The sequence below is a fragment of the Lederbergia citrisecunda genome (assembly GCF_018343695.1).
GTDB lineage: Bacteria > Bacillota > Bacilli > Bacillales > Bacillaceae_C > Lederbergia > Lederbergia citrisecunda.
In genome coordinates this window covers 3,222,511-3,243,259 of record NZ_JAGYPJ010000001.1, presented here as the reverse complement: position 1 = coordinate 3,243,259, position 20,749 = coordinate 3,222,511, and the positions used below count along the sequence as shown (strand labels likewise).

Here is a 20,749-nt window from a genome sequence, read left to right as displayed (position 1 = left end):
GCCATTCACGAGTCAGTTTTTTTCATAATAAAACAAAGATGCCTACCGCATTGTTTATCTTGTCGGTAAGAGAAGCCATCCTCACTTACATACGTGCAGGTTCTGTCAATTGTGATTTGCTCTTCCGGGATGCCTGCAAGCATACACTGCTTTTTCACGGTCAGCTGATTATCGATGTGGTATTTGCTTGTCTGTTCATTATAGTAAATGAAATCATCCGCATATCCTAAATCTTTGAATTTAACATATACATCTTTGTCGACTTCAAATTTTTCCTGACTTAGTGCAGAGCATATTTGAACATGAAAACCCTCTGGATTACAATCCTCTTCCTGTATTAAATGCTTAAAAAGTTTCAACGAGATTTCTTTGACCGAGCCTTGCCATCCGGAGTGGATGACACCGATGACACCAGTTCCTTTATGATAAAAAATCACGGGGACGCAATCAGCATTAAAGCTACATAATAATAAATTTGGATCGTATGTGTACAAGGCATCCGTGTCTGGAATAGCGGTTTTCATTTGGTCAGCGCCTCTTCCTTTGTCATCAGCAGTCACTTTATGGATGTTTGCACTATGTGTTTGCGTTGCACACACAAAGTCATCAAGCTCACAATGTAAGAAAGAAGCTAGATTCTTACGATTTTCTAAAATATGTTCAATGTTTTCACATGCATGAAGAGCCATGTTATTGCTTTCTAGCTCCGCTTGATCCTTCAACGTCATTCCAGCTATCATTTTTTCGTTATTTATATACAGTTTTGTTTTCAAATAATCCCCGCCGTTCTGTACATTTTAAATGATCGATTTAAAATAATCTCTTAGTAAAAAAGCAATCCATTTACAATGGGGGTGACTTTGTATATTTTCGATTAGGCCTTTTACAATAGCGGGACTTAGTGTTGGTTCTATAAGCTGTTGTTTGAGCAACATTAATGATTCCTTTTCAATGGATTCTTCCATTTCTTCCATTCTTTGACCTAAGATTTCAACCATTTGTTCCTTCGTTACACCCTCATTAATTTCGAATTCAATCATTTTACTATGCTCTTCTGTTACAAATGAGATCGTCATATGCTTAGCCAAAATATTTGTTTTCTCCACAAGTGATTTAGCTAGCAAATGGAAATCCACTGATACGTGCTGGGAGAAGAATAACTCGCCATACATTTTCATGAAAGCTTTTATGCAATAAATTAAATCATATTTTGTGTGTTTTACTTCCTCACCATATAAACGTTCAATCATCGTTAATATGGTTTTTTCGTGTAATTTATCATAGTGGCGCATCTTAAAAATGAACTCTTGATTAAATGATTGTGTTTGTTCTTTCATAAACATTTTGGCAAAATCCAAATGCTTATAAAAATAATGATAGGTTTTATGGTAAAAGTCATATAATAATTGATCATTTGGTGAATTTTTGACTATGTGGTCAATATCAGAGGTGATTTCCATCATAAAATGATCAATTAATGTTAAAATCAATTCGTCCTTTGATTTAAATGATAGATAAAAAGCACCTTTGGAGATCCCACAATGATCCGTGATTTGTTGAACGGAAGTCGCTTCAAATCCTTGTTTTGCAAACAATTCCAATGCTTTTTCCATAATTAATTGTTTTTTAATCATGATTATTAACTCCGCTCCCATAGTTCATCGTTGACAAATGACTGATTAGTCATTACTATAAGTGAATAGGCTGTAAAAGTCAATTTTGTGTAGCTGGAACAATGATGTATAAATAGAAAACTGGGGGTAGAGGACAACAGTGAAAGGTCTAGTCAATTTTGTGCTGAAAAATAAGTTAGCCGTTTGGTTATTAACGATTATTATAACAGTATCTGGAATTTATGCAGGAACTCGTATGAAAACAGAGACGATTCCTGATATTACCATTCCATATTTAATGGTAACGGGAGTTTATCCTGGAGCAACTCCTGAACAGGTCATGGAAGATGTGTCCATGCCTTTGGAGAAAGCAGCAGAAAACCTGGAAGATGTAAAAGCAGTCTATTCTAATTCATATTCTAACATGGCAAGTATCCAAGTGGAATATGAATATGGCATCGATATGGATGAGGCGAAGCGTGCGTTGCAATCCGCATTAGATGCAGTGAAATTACCAGAAGTAGTTCAAAAACCAACGATCACGGCGATTAATATGAATATGATGCCAGTCGTGGCGCTTAGTGTAAGTAGTGAAAAAGAAGATATTATTGAATTAACCTCGACGGTAGAGGATATTTTACTGCCTAAACTAGAGAAAATTGAAGGTGTAGCATCTGCCACAGTTACTGGCCAGCATATTGAAGAAGTAGAACTTGTTTACAATAAGGAAAAAATGGCTGAACTTGATCTTACTGAAGACTCTGTAAAACAAATGATTCAAGCGAGCGACATGTCTGTTTCATTAGGTCTTTATGAGTTTAAAGAAGGGGAAGAAGCAGTTAGAATCGACGGAAAGTTCATGACCACAGATGAATTAAAAAACATGCTTATCCCGGTCACTCCGTCAGAAACAAATCCGTCTCCATTTGTAAAGCTTAGTGATATTGCCAAAATTAAAGTGGTTGGAAAAGTAGAATCGGTTTCCCGTACAAATGGTAAAGATGCGATTGCGATTCAAATTGTTAAGGCACAACAAGCAAATACTGTTGATGTCGTAAACAGTGTGAAAAAATTAATTAAAGAAGAAAAAGCAAAAATCAACGGACTGATTATAGATGTATCACTTGACCAAGGTAAGCCAATCGAAGACTCGATTAAAACAATGGTTGAAAAAGCGTTATTCGGTGGATTAATTGCCGTATTAATCATCCTCTTATTCTTGCGTGATTTTAAATCGACTTTGATTTCGATTGTATCCATCCCGGTTTCCATTTTTATGGCGTTAATGATTTTGAACTGGCTGGATATTACACTTAATATGATGACACTTGGAGCGGTTACGGTAGCGATTGGTCGTGTCATCGATGACTCGATAGTCGTCGTGGAAAATATTTATCGAAGGTTACATTTAAAAGAAGAGAAATTAACGGGACGAGCCCTCATTCGTGAAGCAACGCTTGAGATGTTCAAGCCAATCGCATCATCTACTATTGTAACGGTTGCCGTTTTTGCCCCACTTATCTTTGTAGGTGGAATGGTTGGCGAGTTGTTCATGCCGTTTGCATTGACAATGACATTTGCACTAGGAGCATCGTTAATTGTTGCGATTACCATCGTTCCTGCACTTTCTCACTTCTTATTTAAGAAAAAACTATATAGTGAGAAGACAGCAAAGGGTCATAAAGAAGCAGGGAAATTGGCGAACTGGTATAAAGGGATTCTTAACTGGACATTGAATCATAAAGCCATTACGTCGATTATTTCTATTCTGCTATTAGTTGGAAGTATATGTTTAACACCGCTCATTGGATTTAGCTTCATGGGTAGTGAAGAAGATAAAGTGATGTACTTAACGTACACACCAGCAACAGGTGAGCTAAAAGATGAGACCCTATCTAACGTTAAAGCTGTAGAACAAGAAATGTTAAAGCGTGATGATATTGATATCGTTCAATTATCTATAACGAATAGTGGCGATCCGATGGCCGCGATGATGGGCGGCGGTGGAAATGGTGCCTTAATGTACCTCATCTTTGACCCGAAAATGGAGGATTTCCCTGAGGTTCGTAAGGAAATTGAAGACCATGTAGCCAATATTGGTCAATCAGGTGAATGGAAGAGTCAGAATTTCACCTCGATGTCGATGACTTCAAATGAAGTTAGCTACACTTTTTACAGTGAAGATTTAGATAAACTAAATAAAGCTGTAAAAATGGTCGAAGAAGTAATGAAGGAAAATGATGGATTAGAAAAAGTCACTTCAAGTACAGAAGATGCCTACGTTGAGTATACGTTTAAAGTGGAGCAGGACGAATTGCTGCAATACGGCTTAACAACTGGGCAAATCGTCATGATGTTAAGTCCGAATAAGACGCAGGATGTTTTAACGACGGTTAAAAAAGACGGTAATGACTTAAACGTGATTGTTCAACAAGCACAAAAGGAACAGCCAAAATCCATTGATGATATTTTAAAAACAGAAGTACCTACAGCACTTGGGACAACGATGCCACTTTCCGATCTTGTCAAAGTGGAGAAAGGAACTACCTTAAATACCCTTGCGCGCAGCAAAGGTGAATACTATGCATCGGTTTCAGGAACAGTCATTGGCAATGATGTTTCTAAAGCATCATCTGAAGTAGATAAAGCGATCGATAAACTAGATTTACCTAAAGGCGTTACAATGGATGTAGCGGGTGTAGCGGCAGATATGGCTGAAACCTTTACACAGCTTGGTGTAGCAATGCTAGCGGCGATTGCAATAGTATACTTCATCCTTGTCGTTACATTCGGTGAAGGAACAGCACCGTTTGCGATTCTATTCTCATTACCATTCGCGGTTATTGGTTCATTTGTCGGTCTATTAATTGCCGGTGAAACGATTTCCGTATCGGTTATGATGGGTCTCCTCATGTTAATAGGGATTATCGTAACGAACGCCATCGTACTCGTAGACCGAATTGTTCGAATGGAACGTGGGGGCATGAATATGCGTGAAGCAATTCTAGAAGCAGGCTCTACTCGTCTACGTCCAATCCTCATGACGGCAATCGCCACAATTGGAGCATTAATCCCATTAGCGATTGGTGCAGAAGGCGGAGGCGGTATGATTTCAAAAGGCCTCGCAATTACGGTTATTGGCGGTTTAACAAGCTCGACATTATTAACACTTATCATCGTACCGATTGTGTATGAAATATTATCGAAGATGCTTAAGAAAAACCGTAAAGAAATAGAAGAAAATTAATGGAAAGGTCCTGCAAGGAGATATCTCTTTGTAGGGCCTTTTTATTGTGGAAAATAGAGCAGATTTAAAATCAGGGTATGTATATAATTGGTATATAATAAAAGTTTTTCCAATAAAGACTCGGGGGATAAAATGAATAAAAAAATATGGTTGTTTTTGCCTTTGTTTTCTGCGATTTTATTTGTGCTAATAGTTTCTTTGACCAAACCAAAAAGCAAAAATGAGTATATAAACGTTAATGGGATTGAAAATTTATCGAATGAGACATCGAGCAGCTCGGGTAATTTTCTTCTTTTTTATCCTCGGGATTATCGTTTCTCTCAAGAATTTACTTTAATAAAAGAAGTAACGAACACTGGAGAAGTCGTAAAACAATACAAGTTATTTGACGAGGACTTTGGAAGAATGACTCTTCATCAGAAACCAAATAATATCAATCAATTATTTATTTCCTTTTTTGGTGATGCTAGTATCGATAATTATTATTTTACTTACGATATTCAAAAAAATAGATTTAAAAAAGTGAATCTTGATTATTTTGATTATAACGTTGGGGTTGACCATATCAGGCACTATGGAGATGACACGGTTTTTCAGACTCTTGCATCACATAAAACCGGTGATCAAGGTTCCTATTTTTCTATTTCAAATGCCACTACACAACAAAGCTTCGAAACGGAGTATCGCCGTTCTCCACTTTCTTCTCCAATCTTACATTTTAGAGGGAAGATGATATATGGGACAGCAGGGACACTAGGAGACAATGAGGAGTATAAAGAACACGGAATTGCTATTGCTGATTTAAATAAAGGTACCGTAACATACGAAACCTTCGGAGCAGATAATATTGCTCTAACCCCTATTTTTTCAACAAGTGATCATGCATATATAATGGGAGAAAACGGAAAAATGTATGTTTATGATTCTGATTTTAAGTTTAAGATATTTGAGCCCTTTAAAAATCTACCTAAGCAAGATTACTATGATATTTATGGAAACGGGCAATTAGCTCTAGATGAGCATAGGATTTTATTTTGTTTAGGGGGAATAGGTAGAGAGGACAAGTATTCATTGGGTGTTTTAAATTTAAAGGATAATCCTGTGTTTGAGTTGTTTAACGAAGAATTTGCTAATACTGACAGCTGGTATGAGCCTCTATATCAGAACGTAGAAGAAAAAGAAATTTATGTAAAAGAGATGAGCAATGCTAGAAGGAAGAATCATATAATCATTTTAGATAGTGAGAGTCTCGACATACAAGCTAGGTTCCCTGTTAGGTATAATCATTTATTGGACTTTATTGCAAAAGTAAAATGAAAAAATCTTCGAGTGACGAACACTTGAAGATTTTTTCTTTACTATTAACCTTTTAAAATATCATCTATTTTAGCTAATTCTTCTTCACTGAATTCAAGATTGTTTAGTGTTGCAACATTATCTTCAATTTGACTGACACGGCTAGCTCCAATTAGAGCGGAAGTAACACGTCCTCCGCGTAGTACCCATGCTAGTGACATTTGAGCGAGTGATTGACCTCTTTCAGCAGCAATGTCATTTAATTGGCGAACTTTTTGGATCACATCTTCAGTGACTTGGTCTTTTTTAAGGAAACTTGTTGGATTCGCTGCACGTGAATCGTCAGGAATACCACCTAAGTATTTGTTCGTTAACAAGCCTTGTTGTAATGGGCAGAATGCTATTGATCCTACTCCGTTTTCTTCTAATACATCCTGTAACCCATCTTCAATCCAGCGGTTTAGCATGGAGTAGCTTGGTTGATGGATTAACATTGGTGTTCCTAAATCATTTAAAATTCTAACCGCTTCTGCAGTCTGCTCAGGTGAATAGCTTGAAATACCAACATATAACGCTTTACCTTGACGAACGATTTGGTCAAGAGCTCCCATTGTTTCTTCTAATGGTGTGTTTGGATCTGGACGGTGGGAATAGAAAATATCAACATAGTCTAAGCCCATGCGTTTTAAGCTTTGATCAAGACTAGCAATCAAGTATTTTTTGGAACCCCACTCGCCATAAGGACCATTCCACATCCAATACCCAGCTTTTGTAGAAATGACCATTTCATCACGGTATGGTTTGAAATCTGTTGCCAGCATTTGACCAAACATTGTTTCCGCAGATCCTGCCGGAGGTCCGTAATTGTTTGCAAGGTCAAAGTGTGTGATTCCTAAATCAAAGGCTCTACGAAGCATTGCGCGGCCATTTTCATATGTATCCACGCCACCAAAGTTATGCCAAAGGCCTAGTGAAATTGCAGGAAGCAATAATCCAGAATTTCCTGTTCGGTTGTATTTCATTGTGTCATATCGTTTATCATCTGCTACGTATACCATTATTTATTCTCCTTTTTTTATAATTATAGATTAAGATTTGGAGACTTCTACATAATTTCTCCATCTATGAACAGGCTGCCAGTTTAATAGCTTTTTTGCCTTTTCATTGCTAAATAGTGTTTCAAAACCAGTTAATTCTTTTTTGAACTCTTTTACGTTTGGATAAATGCTCTCCATCAACTGCTTGCTTTCAACATCCATACTTGTTTCATCGTTTGCGATATTTAACGCGACTGACCCAAGTCCATCTGTTTCAACAGCAAGTCGATAGGCAGTAGCAGCATCTCTTGAATCAATATAACTCCACAAAATGGTTTTTCGCTGCTCTGGATCATGTATAAAGCCCGGGAAATTTACATACATCTCAGGAGTAATAACATTGCCTAAACGCATAGAGATAACTTGCATTCCCGTTCTGCGATGAATCATATCTGCCGTTTGTTCATTCACAATTTTTGATAATCCATAGCTGTCTTCCGGCAACTGAGGGTGCTCCTCATCGATCGGTACATATTGTGGCTCTAATGAGTTCCTCGTGAAAACGATACCGTAGGACGACTCGCTGGAAGTAATAACCGCCTTCTTAATGCCTAAATTACCAGCAGCCTCTAAAATATTGTAAGTGGACATGACGTTATTTTGGAAAGTCACTTCATTCGGATGAGAATAAGCCACTGGAATAGCGGCAAGATGGACAACCGCATCAGCTCCAACTAGAACTCCGTGCACCTCTCCTAGATTTGTTAAATCCGTAATGACGGTTCGACAAAGCTCCTCTTTTGGTTTTTTCACATCAGCATTTACAACTTCATAGCCGTGATCTAAAAATTCTTTTATTACAGAAGGTCCTAATAGACCACTTCCACCTGTAATGACAACCTTTGGCATGTTAATCACCTCTCTATTTGGGTGAGAATAAAAACGCTTTCTCACTTCGAAGTATAGATGTTCATTTTATTTAATACAAGTAGTGAAATATTTTTGATATAATAAAAGATAGGTTATTTACTATAAATATTATAGTTACTATTCAACTGTGAGAGGGATGGAAATATGTATGAGTTAAAGGAAGAACTTGTCATTGAATGTTCGATTGAAAAGGCTTTAAATATCATTGGCGGCAAGTGGTCTTTTCTTATTTTAAAGCAGCTTTTTTGTGGAACAAAACGTTTCGGTGAAATCCAAAAATCTATTCCAAAAATCAGTCCAAAGGCATTAACAGATACGCTGCGCCACTTAGAAGAAAATGACGTAGTCATTCGCAAAGTTACCCCGACCGTTCCTATCACGGTCGAATATTCCTTAACAGAAAAAGGGCAAGCGCTACATAAGATATTAAAAGAAATGAAGATTTGGGGTTCGCGTTGGGCAAAGTAATTTTCTTGTGCACTACAGATTAGCTGTTTACTAATTTATGAACAGGGGTGTGGGCATGGTTGAAAAAGCCCAGACAAATAGTAAATCAGTGATTTCTTTAACACTCGGAATTCTTTCAATTTTTATCCCTATGTTTGGAATAGCCCTTGGTGTTATCGGACTTGTATTTTCTAGAATAGGAATAAAAGAAATTGAAAAAACGAACGAAAATGGGAGAGGAATTGCAACTGCTGGATTCATTTGTAGCATTGTTGGAGCCGTAATTCATTTACTGTGGATATTGTTGGATATTTTTAATTGGTCTTCGTTTTCCAACGTATAGTTTGAATTACAATTTATCCATTCTGTTCAATTCTTATTTGGTTGATAGGTTAAGTAACACGTGGTCTGATTTTTTGTTAATATGGTAAAAATTAAAAGGAGGACACGATTACAAATAAAGTATGGCACGTGTCCTCAAAAGTTTCATAGTTTCATGGAATAAAAATTAGTAAGCACTTCACCCTGAATGAGCGCCCCATTTACGAAACTTGAGTCGTCTGAAGCTAAAAATAAGGCAACGCTAGCGATTTCTTGTGGTTTTCCGATACGGGAATTTATTCCCATACCAAGATGTTGTCTAGAAAAACCAAAATGATTAATCGACGTCATGGAAGAGCCGATGTTTGGTATGTGAAAAAGCGTAGAGACCAACGAACGAGCTCTACGCTTTTTCATATTCTCTTTAAAAAATAATCTCATCCGGATCCGAGCCGAATCGGTGGTTTTGATTCATTTGATCAATTACCTTCATATCTTCATCTGATAGAGTAAAGTCAAAAATATTAGCATTTTCTTGAATGCGTTCTTTGTGTACTGATTTTGGTATTGTCACAACTCCATGTTGGAGATCCCAGCGAAGGACGATTTGAGCTGGTGTTTTACCATGTTTTTCTGCTAGCTCAGTAAGTTGTGGTAGGTCTAGGTTTCCTTTCATGATTGGAGACCAAGCTTCTAATTGAATCCCTGCATTTTTGCAATATTGACGAAGTTCCTGTTGATTAAGCAAAGGATGGAATTCTACTTGGTTCACTGCAGGAATGACATCGCTATTTTGTTTGAGAGTTTCTAAATGGTGAATATTGAAGTTACTCACGCCGATTGCACGAATATATCCGTCTTTTTGCAGCTTTTCAAAAGCTTTCCACGTATCAACGAATTTCGTTTTTCCTGGCCAATGAATTAAATAAAGATCAATGTATTCAAGACCTAGCTTCTTGCGACTCTCTTCAAAAGCGCGTAGAGTAGATTCGTAACCTTGGTCAGAGTTTGCTAGTTTTGTTGTAATGAAAAGTTCCTCACGTGCAATTCCGCTTTGTTTAATTGCAGTGCCAACGCCAGTTTCGTTCCGATAGCCAGCTGCCGTATCAATCGAATGATAGCCTGCCTCTAGCGCGTGCTGTACAGAATTAATGACTTCGTCGCCGTCCTCTACTTGAAAGACGCCAAGCCCAAGCCAAGGCATATGTACACCATTGTTTAAAACAGTATAATCCTTGATATTTTGAATAGTCATCTTCATTCCTCCTAATCAAGTAATCCCTTTCATTGTATAAGACAACTATTATAATTGTAAGTAGTGAAATCTTTTTGTCTAGGTATACTTTTATTAACTAACTTACCTTGAAGTAAGTGCTAGGCTTCTTCACTATCGCCAATTTTTCCAATATCAAGTCTGTCCCTATGAGTTGGATTTCCGGCTAAGAGACGAATAACAATGATCAGGGATGGAGTATGGCCTCACTAAAAGTCACCCCTTTACTTTATGGGATGACTCAGTATCAATTCATCAGACGTACACCTAATAGCATAAAAAAAGATATTCCCACCATACTAATTACCCACAGCCAAGCCAATTCCATATTTCCAGAATCAATCGCTATATAAATGGCAGTTGGAATCGTTTGGGTTTTGCCAGGGATGTTTCCTGCGAACATTAACGTTGCTCCAAACTCACCCAAAGCCCGCGCAAAACTTAAGATCGCACCTGAAATAATGGCTCGATGTGCAAGCGGAATGGTGATGAACGCAAATAACTTCAAATCATTTGCACCATCAACACGCGCTGCGTTCTCAATATCATGATCTATTGCTTCAAAGCCTGCTTTCGCAGATTGATACATAAGTGGGAAAGCGACGACAGTCGAAGCAATGACTGCTGCCCACCACGTAAACATAATAGGTTGTTTAAAAAAGGTTTCTATCAATTGTCCGATAGGGCTATTCCTACCAAAAATCACAATTAACAAAAATCCGACAACAGAAGGTGGTAATACTAAGGGCAATAGAAATGTCGTTTCAACAAAGGTTTTTCCTTTGAATTTTTTATTCGCCATCATCTTTCCGAATAGTAATCCTACAATTAATACGATGATTCCTGAGAAAGTAGCGACCTCTATTGAGAGTTTGATAGGTGCCCAAAAGTTGGTTGCCATTTCTATTAATTCAGTCCTTTAAATCCATACTTTTCGAAAATGTCAATGGACGTTTGATTTTGAAGAAATTTATAGAATCGTTGCGCTTCTTTAGGATTGGAACTGTCCTTTATCACTCCAACAGGATAAATGATTGGGGCATGAGTATTTTCTTTCGCTGTAGCCACAATTTTAACTTTAGGAGAAATCAATGCATCTGTTTTATATACAATTCCCGCTTCGACATTGTTTGTTTCTACATATGTAAGAACTTGCCTCACATCTTTGGCATATACGACTTTCTTCTCTACATCTCCCCACATATTTAAATTTTCTAATGTTTCTTTCGCATATTGTCCAGCTGGTACAGCCTCTGGGGTACCAATGGAAATTTGTTTCGCATTCACTAGGTCTTCAAAAGATTCAATGCCTATATTCGAACCTATGGGTATGACTAATACAAGTTCATTTCCAACTAAATCGATACCTTGTTTTTGATTAATGCGTCCATCTTCTACCAATTTATCAAACTTATCTTTCGCAGCAGAGAAGAAGAGATCTACAGGTGCTCCTTGAGAAATTTGCTGTTGAAGTGCACCAGAAGCTCCAAAGTTAAAGTTTAATTTTATATGAGGATTTTCCTCCTCAAAAACGGGTTTAATATCATTCAATGCATCTTGTAAACTTGCTGCAGCAGATATGGTCAGCTCGACATCTTTTTCTGATGCTTCTAATTTATTGGATGAACATCCACATAAGGAAAGTAATACTACGGAGATAAATAACGGAATTAGCTTTTTCACCAATCATCATCCTTTCTAACTCGTTGTAACTACTTATAACTAATTATAATTAGTTAGAACTAAAAAGAGTAGGAAATATCATATATTTTTGAAGAATGTACTTTTTTAAGGTTAATACATTAGAATAGAAAGGGGAGGGATGCAAATGTCTAAGGAACTTTCTTATACGATTGAAGAAGTGTCACAGCTTTTAAAAGTTTCAAAACTAACCCTTTACGATCTCGTAAAAAAGGGGGAAATACCCGTTTTCCGTATAGGAAGACAGATTAGAATTGATGCGAAAGACCTTGACAATTATATACTCCAGCTTAAGACAAACGGAAGCCTTAAGTTTCCGATTGAACCTCCCAAGAATGACACAAGGAGTTTAGATAAAATAGTTATTAGCGGACAGGATCTTGTATTGGATATTCTCGGTAAACACATAGAGAAGCATTCATCTTTTAAGACGTTGCGAGCTTATACTGGAAGTTTAAATAGTCTTATCTCCATGTACAATGGCGACTGTGACATTGTAAGTTTGCATATGTTTGACGGCGATACAGGAGAATATAATCTTCCTTACATAAAAAAAATTTTAGTTGGCTATCCTTATATAATGCTCAATCTTCTTTCAAGGAAAGCAGGCTTATATGTCAAAAAAGGAAATCCTCTCCATATCAACTCATGGTTGGATTTAAATAAAGAGAATATTAAGCTTGTTAATCGAGAAAAGGGTTCTGGAGCGCGGATCCTTCTTGATGAACAACTTAGACTCCACAACATTAGCTCAAAGAACATCCAGGGTTATGATTACGAAGAGAGCAATCATATCAGTGTGGCTTCTGCTGTTTCTGCAGGCTTGGCAGATGTGGGAGTGGGAAGTGAAAAGGTTGCAAAAATGGTGGGCATTGATTTCATTCCCTTAATCAACGAACGTTATGATCTCGTCGTTTTAAAAACTCCCGAAACGGAACGTCTGATTAATACGGTCAAAAACATATTATCATCTACTCAGTTCAAGTCAGAAGTCAACTCACTCGGGGATTATGATACTTCTCAGACGGGAAAGATTATGTATGAGACAGAATAAAAACATTTCCGTAAGAAGCTTGGTGATTTGATCATCCAAGCTTGTTTCGGCTGGTTTTATCAAAACTGGTTGAAGTATTTTGGCGAGCTCGATTTATTAACTCTACATCTAGTTCTTTAAAGAATAAGTGTTAGCCTTAACCGTTTTGATTAAAGCAGAAAGTATTTTTAGTTATATAAAAATGTTCCTTGACAATAATTTGGAACTGAAATAAAATTTATTTATTAATCAATAAACAAAAAGGGGTTTAATGATGGTCGTTCGTGAAGATAAAAAAGAACTTATTTTGGATAAAGCTGTAGGAATATTTGCAGAAAATGGATACTACAAAGCAACAACAGCCCTTATAGCAAAAGCCGCAGGAGTTACACAACCATATATTTTTCACTTTTTTAAAAATAAAGAAGAACTTTTTATTGCTGTTATTGATCGGGCATCCAAGCGGATTAACGAAGCTTTTTCGGGGGTAGAAGCACCTGCTGGGCAATTAATGGATACGATGGGTCATGCATTTATAAATATAATGAAGACTCATAAAGATGAAATTATTTTGATCATGCAGTCACATGCAATTTCCGAATCGGTTATCCGTGACCATGTTAGAGAAAAATTTCGAAGTGTTCATGAATTAGTCACTGAAAAGTTTAAAATGGCAGGGAGTCCAAATCCAGAAGCTAGTGCAAGTCAATTTTTTAGTAACGGGTTTTTAATTACGGTAGCTGAGGTATTGGAATTACCGCAATTACTTTGTTTTGAATAGGGAAATAAAGGCAGAATCTATCTGTCTTTTTTATCAAAGTATTATTTATTGATTGATAAATAAATTAAGAAGGGAAGATTAATATAAAATGAAAACTGCTTTAAAATCAATGACCAAATTGTTCGGAAAAGAAAAGCTATTGGTTATGGTAAGTATGATTGGTTTTGTACTCGCTGCAATGTGCGCAGTCTATGTCGCTTTACATGGTGGGATGATCCTTCCAGAAGGGAATGTGGAAAGTGCTTTTTCATTTAATGTGGCAGTTGCTGTTTTTATTTTGTCCATGTCGGTTTTATTACAAGTATCTGGATTAAGTGAGCGTAGTCGAAAGAGGATACGTTGGGGTTTTATCGTCTCCACTTTAAACAGTTATGGGATAGAAACAATACAGCACTTTCGTGGCATTAATCCTCGATTTACGAAAGTTGGAACTATGACAGACGTATTTGTTGGGAGTTTCTTCGGGTTGATTTCTGTAGTAATCATTATTTTAACAGTGTTAGTCGCTATTTCATTTTTTCGAAAAAGGCATGTAGGACAACATCCACTTCTAACCCTCAGCATTCGATATGCGTTTCTCTCAACTATGATTTCCTTTGCAGCAGGCATTTGCATGTCCATTCTTCAGAGCCGTTATATAGGATCATCAGGTAATTTTATAGTATTGCATGGGCTAGGTTTTCATGCTCTTCAGACGCTCCCGCTATTAGGATGGTTTACAGAGCAAGCAAATACTGGTGAGAAGCAAGCTCGGCTACTTACTCATTTAGGCAGCACTTTTTGGTTAATCTCTATTATCTTAATAGGTTTTCAAACATTTCTCGGACGTACGATTTTTGAACTGAGTTTATTGCCTATTCTTGCAGCAATAACTCTATTTGGTTGGCTTATAGCTTTGATTATTTCATTTTTGGCTACGCGAAAAAGTTTCTTACCAAAAGGTAATCAAGCTGGAATAAAAGTAGATGTATAAGTGACAGCACGTTGGCAATGATTTCTCCCTTATTCCCTCGCCGTCATTGTTTCGCTATAATAGGAAAGTATGTTGATAATCATAAATGATTTTTTCATTTGATATAAACGAAATTTTTTAGGAGGGACCAACATTGACGAATATAAAAGGGGAGACCTTGATTGCCGATATACGCCAATTAGATGCAAAAGGTTCAGGGCAAGCTGTTGTGTGGCGTGAAAATGAACTAGGGAATCCGAAGAAATTAAAGTTAACGATTCCGTACGCTCTTCCAGGTGAAAAAGTACGTGTAACTGTGGAGCGACCATGGGTAAGAAGATGGAGAGCAAAGGCGGATGAAATATTAGAGGTTCATCCTGAAAGAATCGGACCAGCATGTCCTCATTTTGAACGTTGTGGGGGTTGCGTTTGGCAACACTGGGATTATTCAGGCCAATTGAAACAAAAAACGGATCATGTTAAACAATCGATTGAAGCTCAAGGGTTTGATCCAGCTCTTGTTCGAGATACGATTGGCATGGAAGATCCTTGGCATTACCGTAATAAAATGGAGTTTACATTTGCTCCAGATGGCACACTCGGTTTACATGAACAAGGAAATTTCCGCAGCATTATTTCGTTGGAAACTTGTCTCATTGCCGGTAAAGACATGGTGGAAGCTGCGATGGAAGTTGCGAAATGGGCACTCGACCACAAGTTATCAGGTTATGATAAGGATTCTCATGAAGGCTTGCTTCGTCATTTAATGGTTCGCCAATCTTTTGCTACAGGGGAAATGATGCTAGCCTTATTCGCTACAGAAGCTCCTGTTGGACCACTTGAAAAAGCTGTGAACGATTTAGTTGAACGCATTGAGCAGAAATGTCCACAAGTGAAAAGCTTATTGTGGCTTGAAAACACCAACTGGGCGGATCGGGCTCAAGCTGAAAAAACACATATACTAGCCGGCCGTGATTTTATTTATGATGAGTTAGTAGGTTACCGCTATCGACTTTGGTTCGATACCTTTTTCCAAACAAATCCGAAACAAGCTCAAAAATTAGTTGAACTTGCATTGGAAATGGGTCAACCGCAAAAGACAGAAAAGATGATTGATTTATTCTGTGGGGTAGGTACTTTTTCTCTTCCATTTGCAAGCCGTGTAGCGGAACTTGCTGGAATTGAAATTGTAGAAACTTCTATTGAATCTGCAAAACGAAATGCAGAAGACAACGGTATTACCAACACATATTTCTTAGCAAAAGATGCGAGATTAGGGATTGATCAAGTTTTAGAAACCTTTGGAAAACCTGAATTATTATTGCTTGACCCACCACGTTCTGGGGCTGGTGGAAAAGTAATGAGAAGGATAGGTCGCTCCAAACCAGAACGGATCGTCTATGTTTCTTGTAATCCGGATACATTCGCGACAGATATTAAAGAGCTCATTCCTTTTGGATATCAATTAGAAGCTGTTCAACCAGTAGATCTATTTCCTCATACGTATCATGTAGAATGTTGTGCAGTCCTTACGTATGTTGGTGTACCTCAATAATACACATTTGAGACTCAGACCTAGATTTCGTGAAAAAACACTTTCCCGATTTCTGGGTCTTTTTCTGTCCACTCCCTTGTGTATATGAATTTTCATTTATAAACAGTTTTCTTTACTTCTTATTTTACGGGTTAACTTTTATTTTTGTATGTACTTGTTAAAAAAACAAGTAAGAGAGCAAAAAAAGGCTGTTTTATTCGATACAAATAAAGTAACGATTAAACAACCTTTATTAACCCTTTAAAATGTGTATCAACATTACTATATAAACATTAAACCTCAAAGTCATTGTTATAATCTACTTTTAAAATTTCTCCTGTCATTGCATTAATTTCTATTGCGGCCTGGTTTTTTGAAGTATTCATTACTATTTTATATTTTTGTATTCCTTCAACTGTATTTTTTTCGACTTTTGTTACAACTCCATTTACAGGTTTTCTGGCAATTGAAATTGCTTCAATCGGAGAAATGGTGGATAGATTTTCTGTAGTATTTAAATATCTCTTATCTTTGCTGTCGTTGTCTTCTCTGTCATTTTCATCTTTATGAACAGATTGGACTTTTCCTGTAATAGCATCAATCAATACATCATAATCTATATGTTTTTTTTCAATTTCAACTTCGTAATACGATTGATTTGCTTTTTTTTTTAATTCAACGCTATCCACTTTACCATGTACTTTTTGAAGAGCGATTTCTTCTGCGTTTTTACTTGAAATAATTTCACCCGTAGCTGTTATTTGAGAAACATGTGTATTTCCATTACCAACTGCACCGACTGATAGTGCTCCTCCTAAAACGAGACTTGTAGTAAGCATTCCAATTAATATATTTTTATTCATAATGAATTCCTCCTATATCTAATATTCGCTATAAGAATAGTCTATACAGTGAAGATTAGAGTATATTTAGAGAAACATTAGAAATTGATGAGATCATTCCGTTTCCTTAATCATCCCAAGTAACAGATTTAACTTCCCCGGTAATTGCTTGTATTTGAATTGTGGCTTCCCGATCATCTTTAGTATCAATTTCAACAAAATAGTAAGTTAAATTATCGATACTTTTTATTTTTACTTCATCTACTTCACCTGGAACTTGGCGGATAGCAATTTTAATTGCTTCTTGTTTCGTTATCCTTTTTGATGGCTCGTTAAGTTTTTCTGTATTGATTGAAAGGACTTTACCTGTATGAGCATCAACTTTTACGTACGTCCGTTGGTGTTTCTCTACTAAAACTGCTGTAAATATTAACTGGTTATTCAATAATGTTTGTGTTAGAGATTCTAATTTACCCGTTCCAGCAGAGGTGGCAATCCTTTTAATTTGCTCTTCATTTAAAACATTATTTTTGCCGATATTAGTTTGATTTTTTTTTATTTGAGTTAAGGATGAAATTTCACCTGTATGAATATTCACCTTTACTTCGTATAAACCTGAATTCTTTTCTAACTTAATAATGTAATCATCTTCTGTAAGCTGTACTTGAGAAATCTTTCCCGAGTATTTAGTCGTTACTAACTCACTAGCTTCTTGTTCAGATATTGTTTTCGAAGACTCCATAGAAAACCATTGATAAAATATAATCGACAATACGGCAATGGTTAAAATTCCAATGAACCAAACCCATTTCTTCTTCTTCATGATGCACCTCGTATGTGACTCAATACTAATTAAAAGTCTGAATTAATCACTCTTTTCATCAATAGGTAAATAAATCGTCACAGTTGTCCCTATTTTTTCAACACTGCTTAAATTGATTTTGGCACCAATCGCATCTGCTATCTCTTTTGCTATAGGTAGACCTAAACCTGTTCCACCTTGTTTTCTATTTCGTGCTTTATCAACTCTATAGAATCGATCAAATATTTTATTTTGATCCGTTTCAGGAATGCCGATGCCTCGGTCTATAATTTGAATATACAACTGATTATTTTCTTTTCCTAAAACTACAGAAATTAAATCCTCGCTATATTTTCTTGCATTGTCTAAAATGATGAAAAGCAGTTGTTTTAGTTTTTGTTCATCCGTATATATCCATAAATTTTCTACTCGATTTAATTCAATTTCTCGTTGATACGCATTTTGAAACGATTTAATTGATTGAAGGACTATATCGAATAAATTTACCCGGCTTTTTTTAATATTCCAATGTTCATTATGTTTCGCCATAAATAGTAATTGTTCTGTCAATTCCCTCATTCTTACAGATTCTGATTGTATCGCTTCAACCGATTCAATAAATATATCTGATTCTTGCTGTCCCCGTCTCCTTAATAAACTTGCATAGCTTTCAATTATAGTTAATGGAGTTTTTAATTCATGTGATGCATTTGAAACAAATTGTTCTTGTTTTTCAAAATTCGTTTCAAGCAAATCAATCATATGATTAAAGGTTTCACCCATTTCCACTAATTCATCTTTAGATTTTCTATTTAAATCGACTCTTTTAAATTGTCCACTCCGGCGAATTTCGGTCATTATTTCAATCATTGAAGTAATAGGGTTTGTAATTAGTTGACTTAGGATCCTGCTTGAAATAGTAACTGAAATAGTTGCAATCAAAGTGACAAATAATAAAACGACTTTTAATATGTTTAGATTATCAACAGATGGTTGGATACTACTTGTTACCTGAAGATTTGCTACATCTCCATCCATCCATATTATTGGTACGCTTACGAAGGCGTATGTTTTATTATTGAATGTAAGTTTTGCGCTTTTCTCTCCTTTATAAAATACTTTGTCTAATTTGCCTAAATCCTGTTCTGAAGCCGAAGAGGTAACTGTAGGAAGGGATGGTTTTTGGGGAAATATTATTCTTATCATGCCATCAACTGGAACGTATGCTCTTAATAAATCTTCAGCAGGTATTGTTTGAAGCGATTCATTCAGACCTGCAACTGTCATTTCTGTCTCTATTCGTACCCGCTTGAGTTCACTGTTAATGATTAAATGGCTGAACACAAAATATCCCAATATATTCATAATGACTAATAATATGACAAATAAAACGGATGTGTATAAGTTGATTTTATTTCGTAATTTCATTTTAATTCCCTTAATACATATCCAACACCTCTAACTGTGTGGACAAGTGGTGGTTTACTAGGGAAATCAATTTTCTTCCGGACATAACGAATATACACATCTACTACGTTTGTATCACCATAATAGTCATATCCCCATACTCCCTCTAAAATCTGCTCTCTATTTAGCACTTGGCGTTTATTTTTAAATAAGAAAACTAGGAGATCGAACTCTCTGGGGGTTAACTCAATCTTTTCGTCTCCGCGAAATACCTCACGTGTTTTTTCATTCAACCTTAAATCCTCAATCACCATCCAGTCTTCATTTTCTTTATCCAGACTTCCTTCATTTGTATTAATCCGAAGGGCAGCACGAATTCTAGCTAAAAGCTCCTCTATTTGAAAAGGTTTGGTAATGTAATCATTTGCTCCAAGATCCAAACCTGATACTTTATCTTCAACAGAATTTTTCGCGGTGAGTAAAAGGACAGGAGTAATACTATCTTGAGAGCGAATACGACGAAGCAGCTCAATGCCACTTATACCAGGAATCATAACATCCAACAAAATTAGACCCCACTTTTTGGTATGGTAAATATCAAATGCTTCCAATCCATCGGTGGCCTTTGTGACATCATAGCCTTCATATACTAATTCAATTTCTAACAATCTCGAGATTTTTTCTTCATCTTCTACTACTAAGATAGATTCTTTCTCCATCTTTTTCCTCCTAATTTTCTTTGCTTGAATAAACCACTTTAAATCTAGATCAAAAATAAGGCTTCATTAAAATCTATTCAATCAAACATTGATTGGAAAACAACTCCGTTTCGTTTTCTTCCCTAAATATAGGATGTCCTATTTTGTATGATCATTATTACGCATAAGAAAATAATGATAATGTCTAAAACAAAAACATTTCTCAAGCTATTAGTAAAATCTAATATATTTTCTGTGTAAAACGTATGGAAATTTAAATTTTGGTATGAGAGGGAAAAATCATTATTCTCATTTATTCCTATGTAATCCGATTATTTTCTTAATACTCTCTAGGTGGTCCTCTTACTGGATATACGATTTTTTCATTTATCCTATACGGATTAGACAATCACTAAGTGCGTTTCCATAGTAAAAAACTGCATCTATATTACATAACGAAGTAGAAGAGGTGATAAAATCTTATAAAATGATTTAATTTTTTTAAACTTTTCCTGAATGATACTGCTCTAATAATGTGAAAGGAGATATCGATATGGAAAATATAGATATTGTAAAAAATGCCATAAAAGGTGATGAGGAAGCATTTGAATTATTGCTAAAACAAGAGAGCAGTAAATTATAAACTGTACCCTTTGTAAAGGACATTAAAAAAAGGTTATGCAACTTGGAGAAGATGGTTTCTGTATTCAACAGGAGTCATCTTCTTTAAATTCCATTGATACCTAAAATTATTGTGATAAGTCATATAACTTCTTATTTCCTTTTTAAGTTCATCTAAAGAACTACATGTCTTTATAGTAGCTTCATCCTTAAG

General features: G+C 36.1%; 21 protein-coding genes. 8 read left to right on the top strand and 13 right to left on the bottom strand.

Annotated features, from left to right (window positions below):
• Window positions 1–5: 5 nt before the first annotated feature.
• Both KHA93_RS15850 and KHA93_RS15845 read right to left on the bottom strand, forming a co-directional pair.
• The gene (locus KHA93_RS15850) at window positions 6–773 is read right to left on the bottom strand and encodes a purine nucleoside phosphorylase YfiH/LACC1 family protein (RefSeq protein WP_213111626.1); all 768 of its coding nucleotides are present in this window, start codon (window positions 771–773) and stop codon (window positions 6–8) included.
• A 24-nt stretch (window positions 774–797) separates the two neighbouring features.
• Entirely contained in the window at window positions 798–1,634 is an 837-nt protein-coding gene (locus tag KHA93_RS15845; RefSeq protein WP_213111625.1) for a TetR/AcrR family transcriptional regulator, read from the bottom strand.
• Window positions 1,635–1,773: 139 nt separating this feature from the next.
• Here KHA93_RS15845 and KHA93_RS15840 point away from each other — a divergent pair, with 139 nt between their 5' ends.
• A complete protein-coding gene (locus tag KHA93_RS15840; protein ID WP_213111624.1) occupies window positions 1,774–4,860 on the top strand; it encodes an efflux RND transporter permease subunit in 3,087 nt (1,028 codons plus the stop codon).
• 132 nt (window positions 4,861–4,992) lie between these two features.
• Window positions 4,993–6,177 (top strand): hypothetical protein, encoded by a 1,185-nt coding sequence (locus KHA93_RS15835; protein WP_213111623.1) that lies wholly within the window; start codon window positions 4,993–4,995, stop codon window positions 6,175–6,177.
• Window positions 6,178–6,221: 44 nt separating this feature from the next.
• On the opposite strand, the gene mgrA is transcribed toward KHA93_RS15835, so the two are convergent.
• Complete coding sequence (gene mgrA, locus KHA93_RS15830) at window positions 6,222–7,214, bottom strand: L-glyceraldehyde 3-phosphate reductase (RefSeq protein WP_213111622.1); 993 nt, start codon at window positions 7,212–7,214, stop codon at window positions 6,222–6,224.
• Window positions 7,215–7,244: 30 nt separating this feature from the next.
• On the bottom strand, window positions 7,245–8,102 hold the full coding sequence (locus tag KHA93_RS15825) for an NAD-dependent epimerase/dehydratase family protein (protein ID WP_213111621.1): 858 nt from the start codon (window positions 8,100–8,102) through the stop codon (window positions 7,245–7,247).
• 165 nt (window positions 8,103–8,267) lie between these two features.
• On the opposite strand from KHA93_RS15825, the gene KHA93_RS15820 reads away from it, so the two are divergent.
• Window positions 8,268–8,591 carry a winged helix-turn-helix transcriptional regulator gene (locus KHA93_RS15820; RefSeq protein WP_213111620.1) on the top strand — a complete coding sequence of 108 codons (324 nt, stop codon included), beginning with the start codon at window positions 8,268–8,270 and terminating at the stop codon, window positions 8,589–8,591.
• 55 nt (window positions 8,592–8,646) lie between these two features.
• Window positions 8,647–8,913: a DUF4190 domain-containing protein gene (locus KHA93_RS15815; protein ID WP_213111619.1), complete on the top strand. Its 267-nt coding sequence runs from the start codon at window positions 8,647–8,649 to the stop codon at window positions 8,911–8,913.
• Window positions 8,914–9,056: 143 nt separating this feature from the next.
• On the opposite strand, the gene KHA93_RS15810 is transcribed toward KHA93_RS15815, so the two are convergent.
• The 4 genes from KHA93_RS15810 to modA all read right to left on the bottom strand — a co-directional run bounded on the left by KHA93_RS15810 (window position 9,057) and on the right by modA (window position 11,847).
• Window positions 9,057–9,332, bottom strand: a complete 276-nt coding sequence (locus KHA93_RS15810) for an SDR family oxidoreductase (protein ID WP_213111618.1) — start codon at window positions 9,330–9,332, stop codon at window positions 9,057–9,059.
• A complete protein-coding gene (locus tag KHA93_RS15805; RefSeq protein ID WP_432806321.1) occupies window positions 9,316–10,152 on the bottom strand; it encodes an aldo/keto reductase in 837 nt (278 codons plus the stop codon). Before KHA93_RS15805 ends, KHA93_RS15810 begins: the two co-directional genes overlap by 17 nt.
• A 259-nt stretch (window positions 10,153–10,411) precedes the next feature.
• Window positions 10,412–11,065: a molybdate ABC transporter permease subunit gene (gene modB, locus KHA93_RS15800; protein WP_213111616.1), complete on the bottom strand. Its 654-nt coding sequence runs from the start codon at window positions 11,063–11,065 to the stop codon at window positions 10,412–10,414.
• A 5-nt stretch (window positions 11,066–11,070) separates the two neighbouring features.
• Window positions 11,071–11,847, bottom strand: a complete 777-nt coding sequence (gene modA / locus KHA93_RS15795; RefSeq protein WP_213111615.1) for a molybdate ABC transporter substrate-binding protein — start codon at window positions 11,845–11,847, stop codon at window positions 11,071–11,073.
• 145 nt (window positions 11,848–11,992) lie between these two features.
• On the opposite strand from modA, the gene KHA93_RS15790 reads away from it, so the two are divergent.
• The 4 genes from KHA93_RS15790 to rlmD all read left to right on the top strand — a co-directional run bounded on the left by KHA93_RS15790 (window position 11,993) and on the right by rlmD (window position 16,186).
• Window positions 11,993–12,919 (top strand): substrate-binding domain-containing protein, encoded by a 927-nt coding sequence (locus KHA93_RS15790; protein WP_213111614.1) that lies wholly within the window; start codon window positions 11,993–11,995, stop codon window positions 12,917–12,919.
• A gap of 250 nt (window positions 12,920–13,169) precedes the next feature.
• Window positions 13,170–13,679, top strand: a complete 510-nt coding sequence (locus tag KHA93_RS15785; RefSeq protein WP_432806320.1) for a TetR/AcrR family transcriptional regulator — start codon at window positions 13,170–13,172, stop codon at window positions 13,677–13,679.
• Window positions 13,680–13,767: 88 nt separating this feature from the next.
• Entirely contained in the window at window positions 13,768–14,652 is an 885-nt protein-coding gene (locus KHA93_RS15780) for a hypothetical protein (protein WP_233711182.1), read from the top strand.
• A 133-nt stretch (window positions 14,653–14,785) separates the two neighbouring features.
• Complete coding sequence (rlmD, locus tag KHA93_RS15775; RefSeq protein WP_213111613.1) at window positions 14,786–16,186, top strand: 23S rRNA (uracil(1939)-C(5))-methyltransferase RlmD; 1,401 nt, start codon at window positions 14,786–14,788, stop codon at window positions 16,184–16,186.
• A 272-nt stretch (window positions 16,187–16,458) separates the two neighbouring features.
• Here the strand turns inward: rlmD and KHA93_RS15770 are convergent, their stop codons facing one another.
• The 5 genes from KHA93_RS15770 to KHA93_RS15750 all read right to left on the bottom strand — a co-directional run.
• Window positions 16,459–17,028 carry a PepSY domain-containing protein gene (locus KHA93_RS15770; RefSeq protein WP_213111612.1) on the bottom strand — a complete coding sequence of 190 codons (570 nt, stop codon included), beginning with the start codon at window positions 17,026–17,028 and terminating at the stop codon, window positions 16,459–16,461.
• A 106-nt stretch (window positions 17,029–17,134) separates the two neighbouring features.
• On the bottom strand, window positions 17,135–17,830 hold the full coding sequence (locus KHA93_RS15765; RefSeq protein WP_213111611.1) for a PepSY domain-containing protein: 696 nt from the start codon (window positions 17,828–17,830) through the stop codon (window positions 17,135–17,137).
• A gap of 42 nt (window positions 17,831–17,872) precedes the next feature.
• Window positions 17,873–19,237, bottom strand: coding sequence for a sensor histidine kinase (locus KHA93_RS15760; protein ID WP_213111610.1), 1,365 nt, complete (start codon window positions 19,235–19,237; stop codon window positions 17,873–17,875).
• Window positions 19,234–19,935 (bottom strand): response regulator transcription factor, encoded by a 702-nt coding sequence (locus KHA93_RS15755; protein WP_213111609.1) that lies wholly within the window; start codon window positions 19,933–19,935, stop codon window positions 19,234–19,236. The genes KHA93_RS15760 and KHA93_RS15755 overlap by 4 nt, the downstream gene beginning before the upstream one ends.
• Window positions 19,936–20,590: 655 nt before the next feature.
• On the bottom strand, window positions 20,591–20,749 hold a 159-nt coding region (locus tag KHA93_RS15750), incomplete at its 5' end, for an IS3 family transposase (RefSeq protein WP_213112972.1).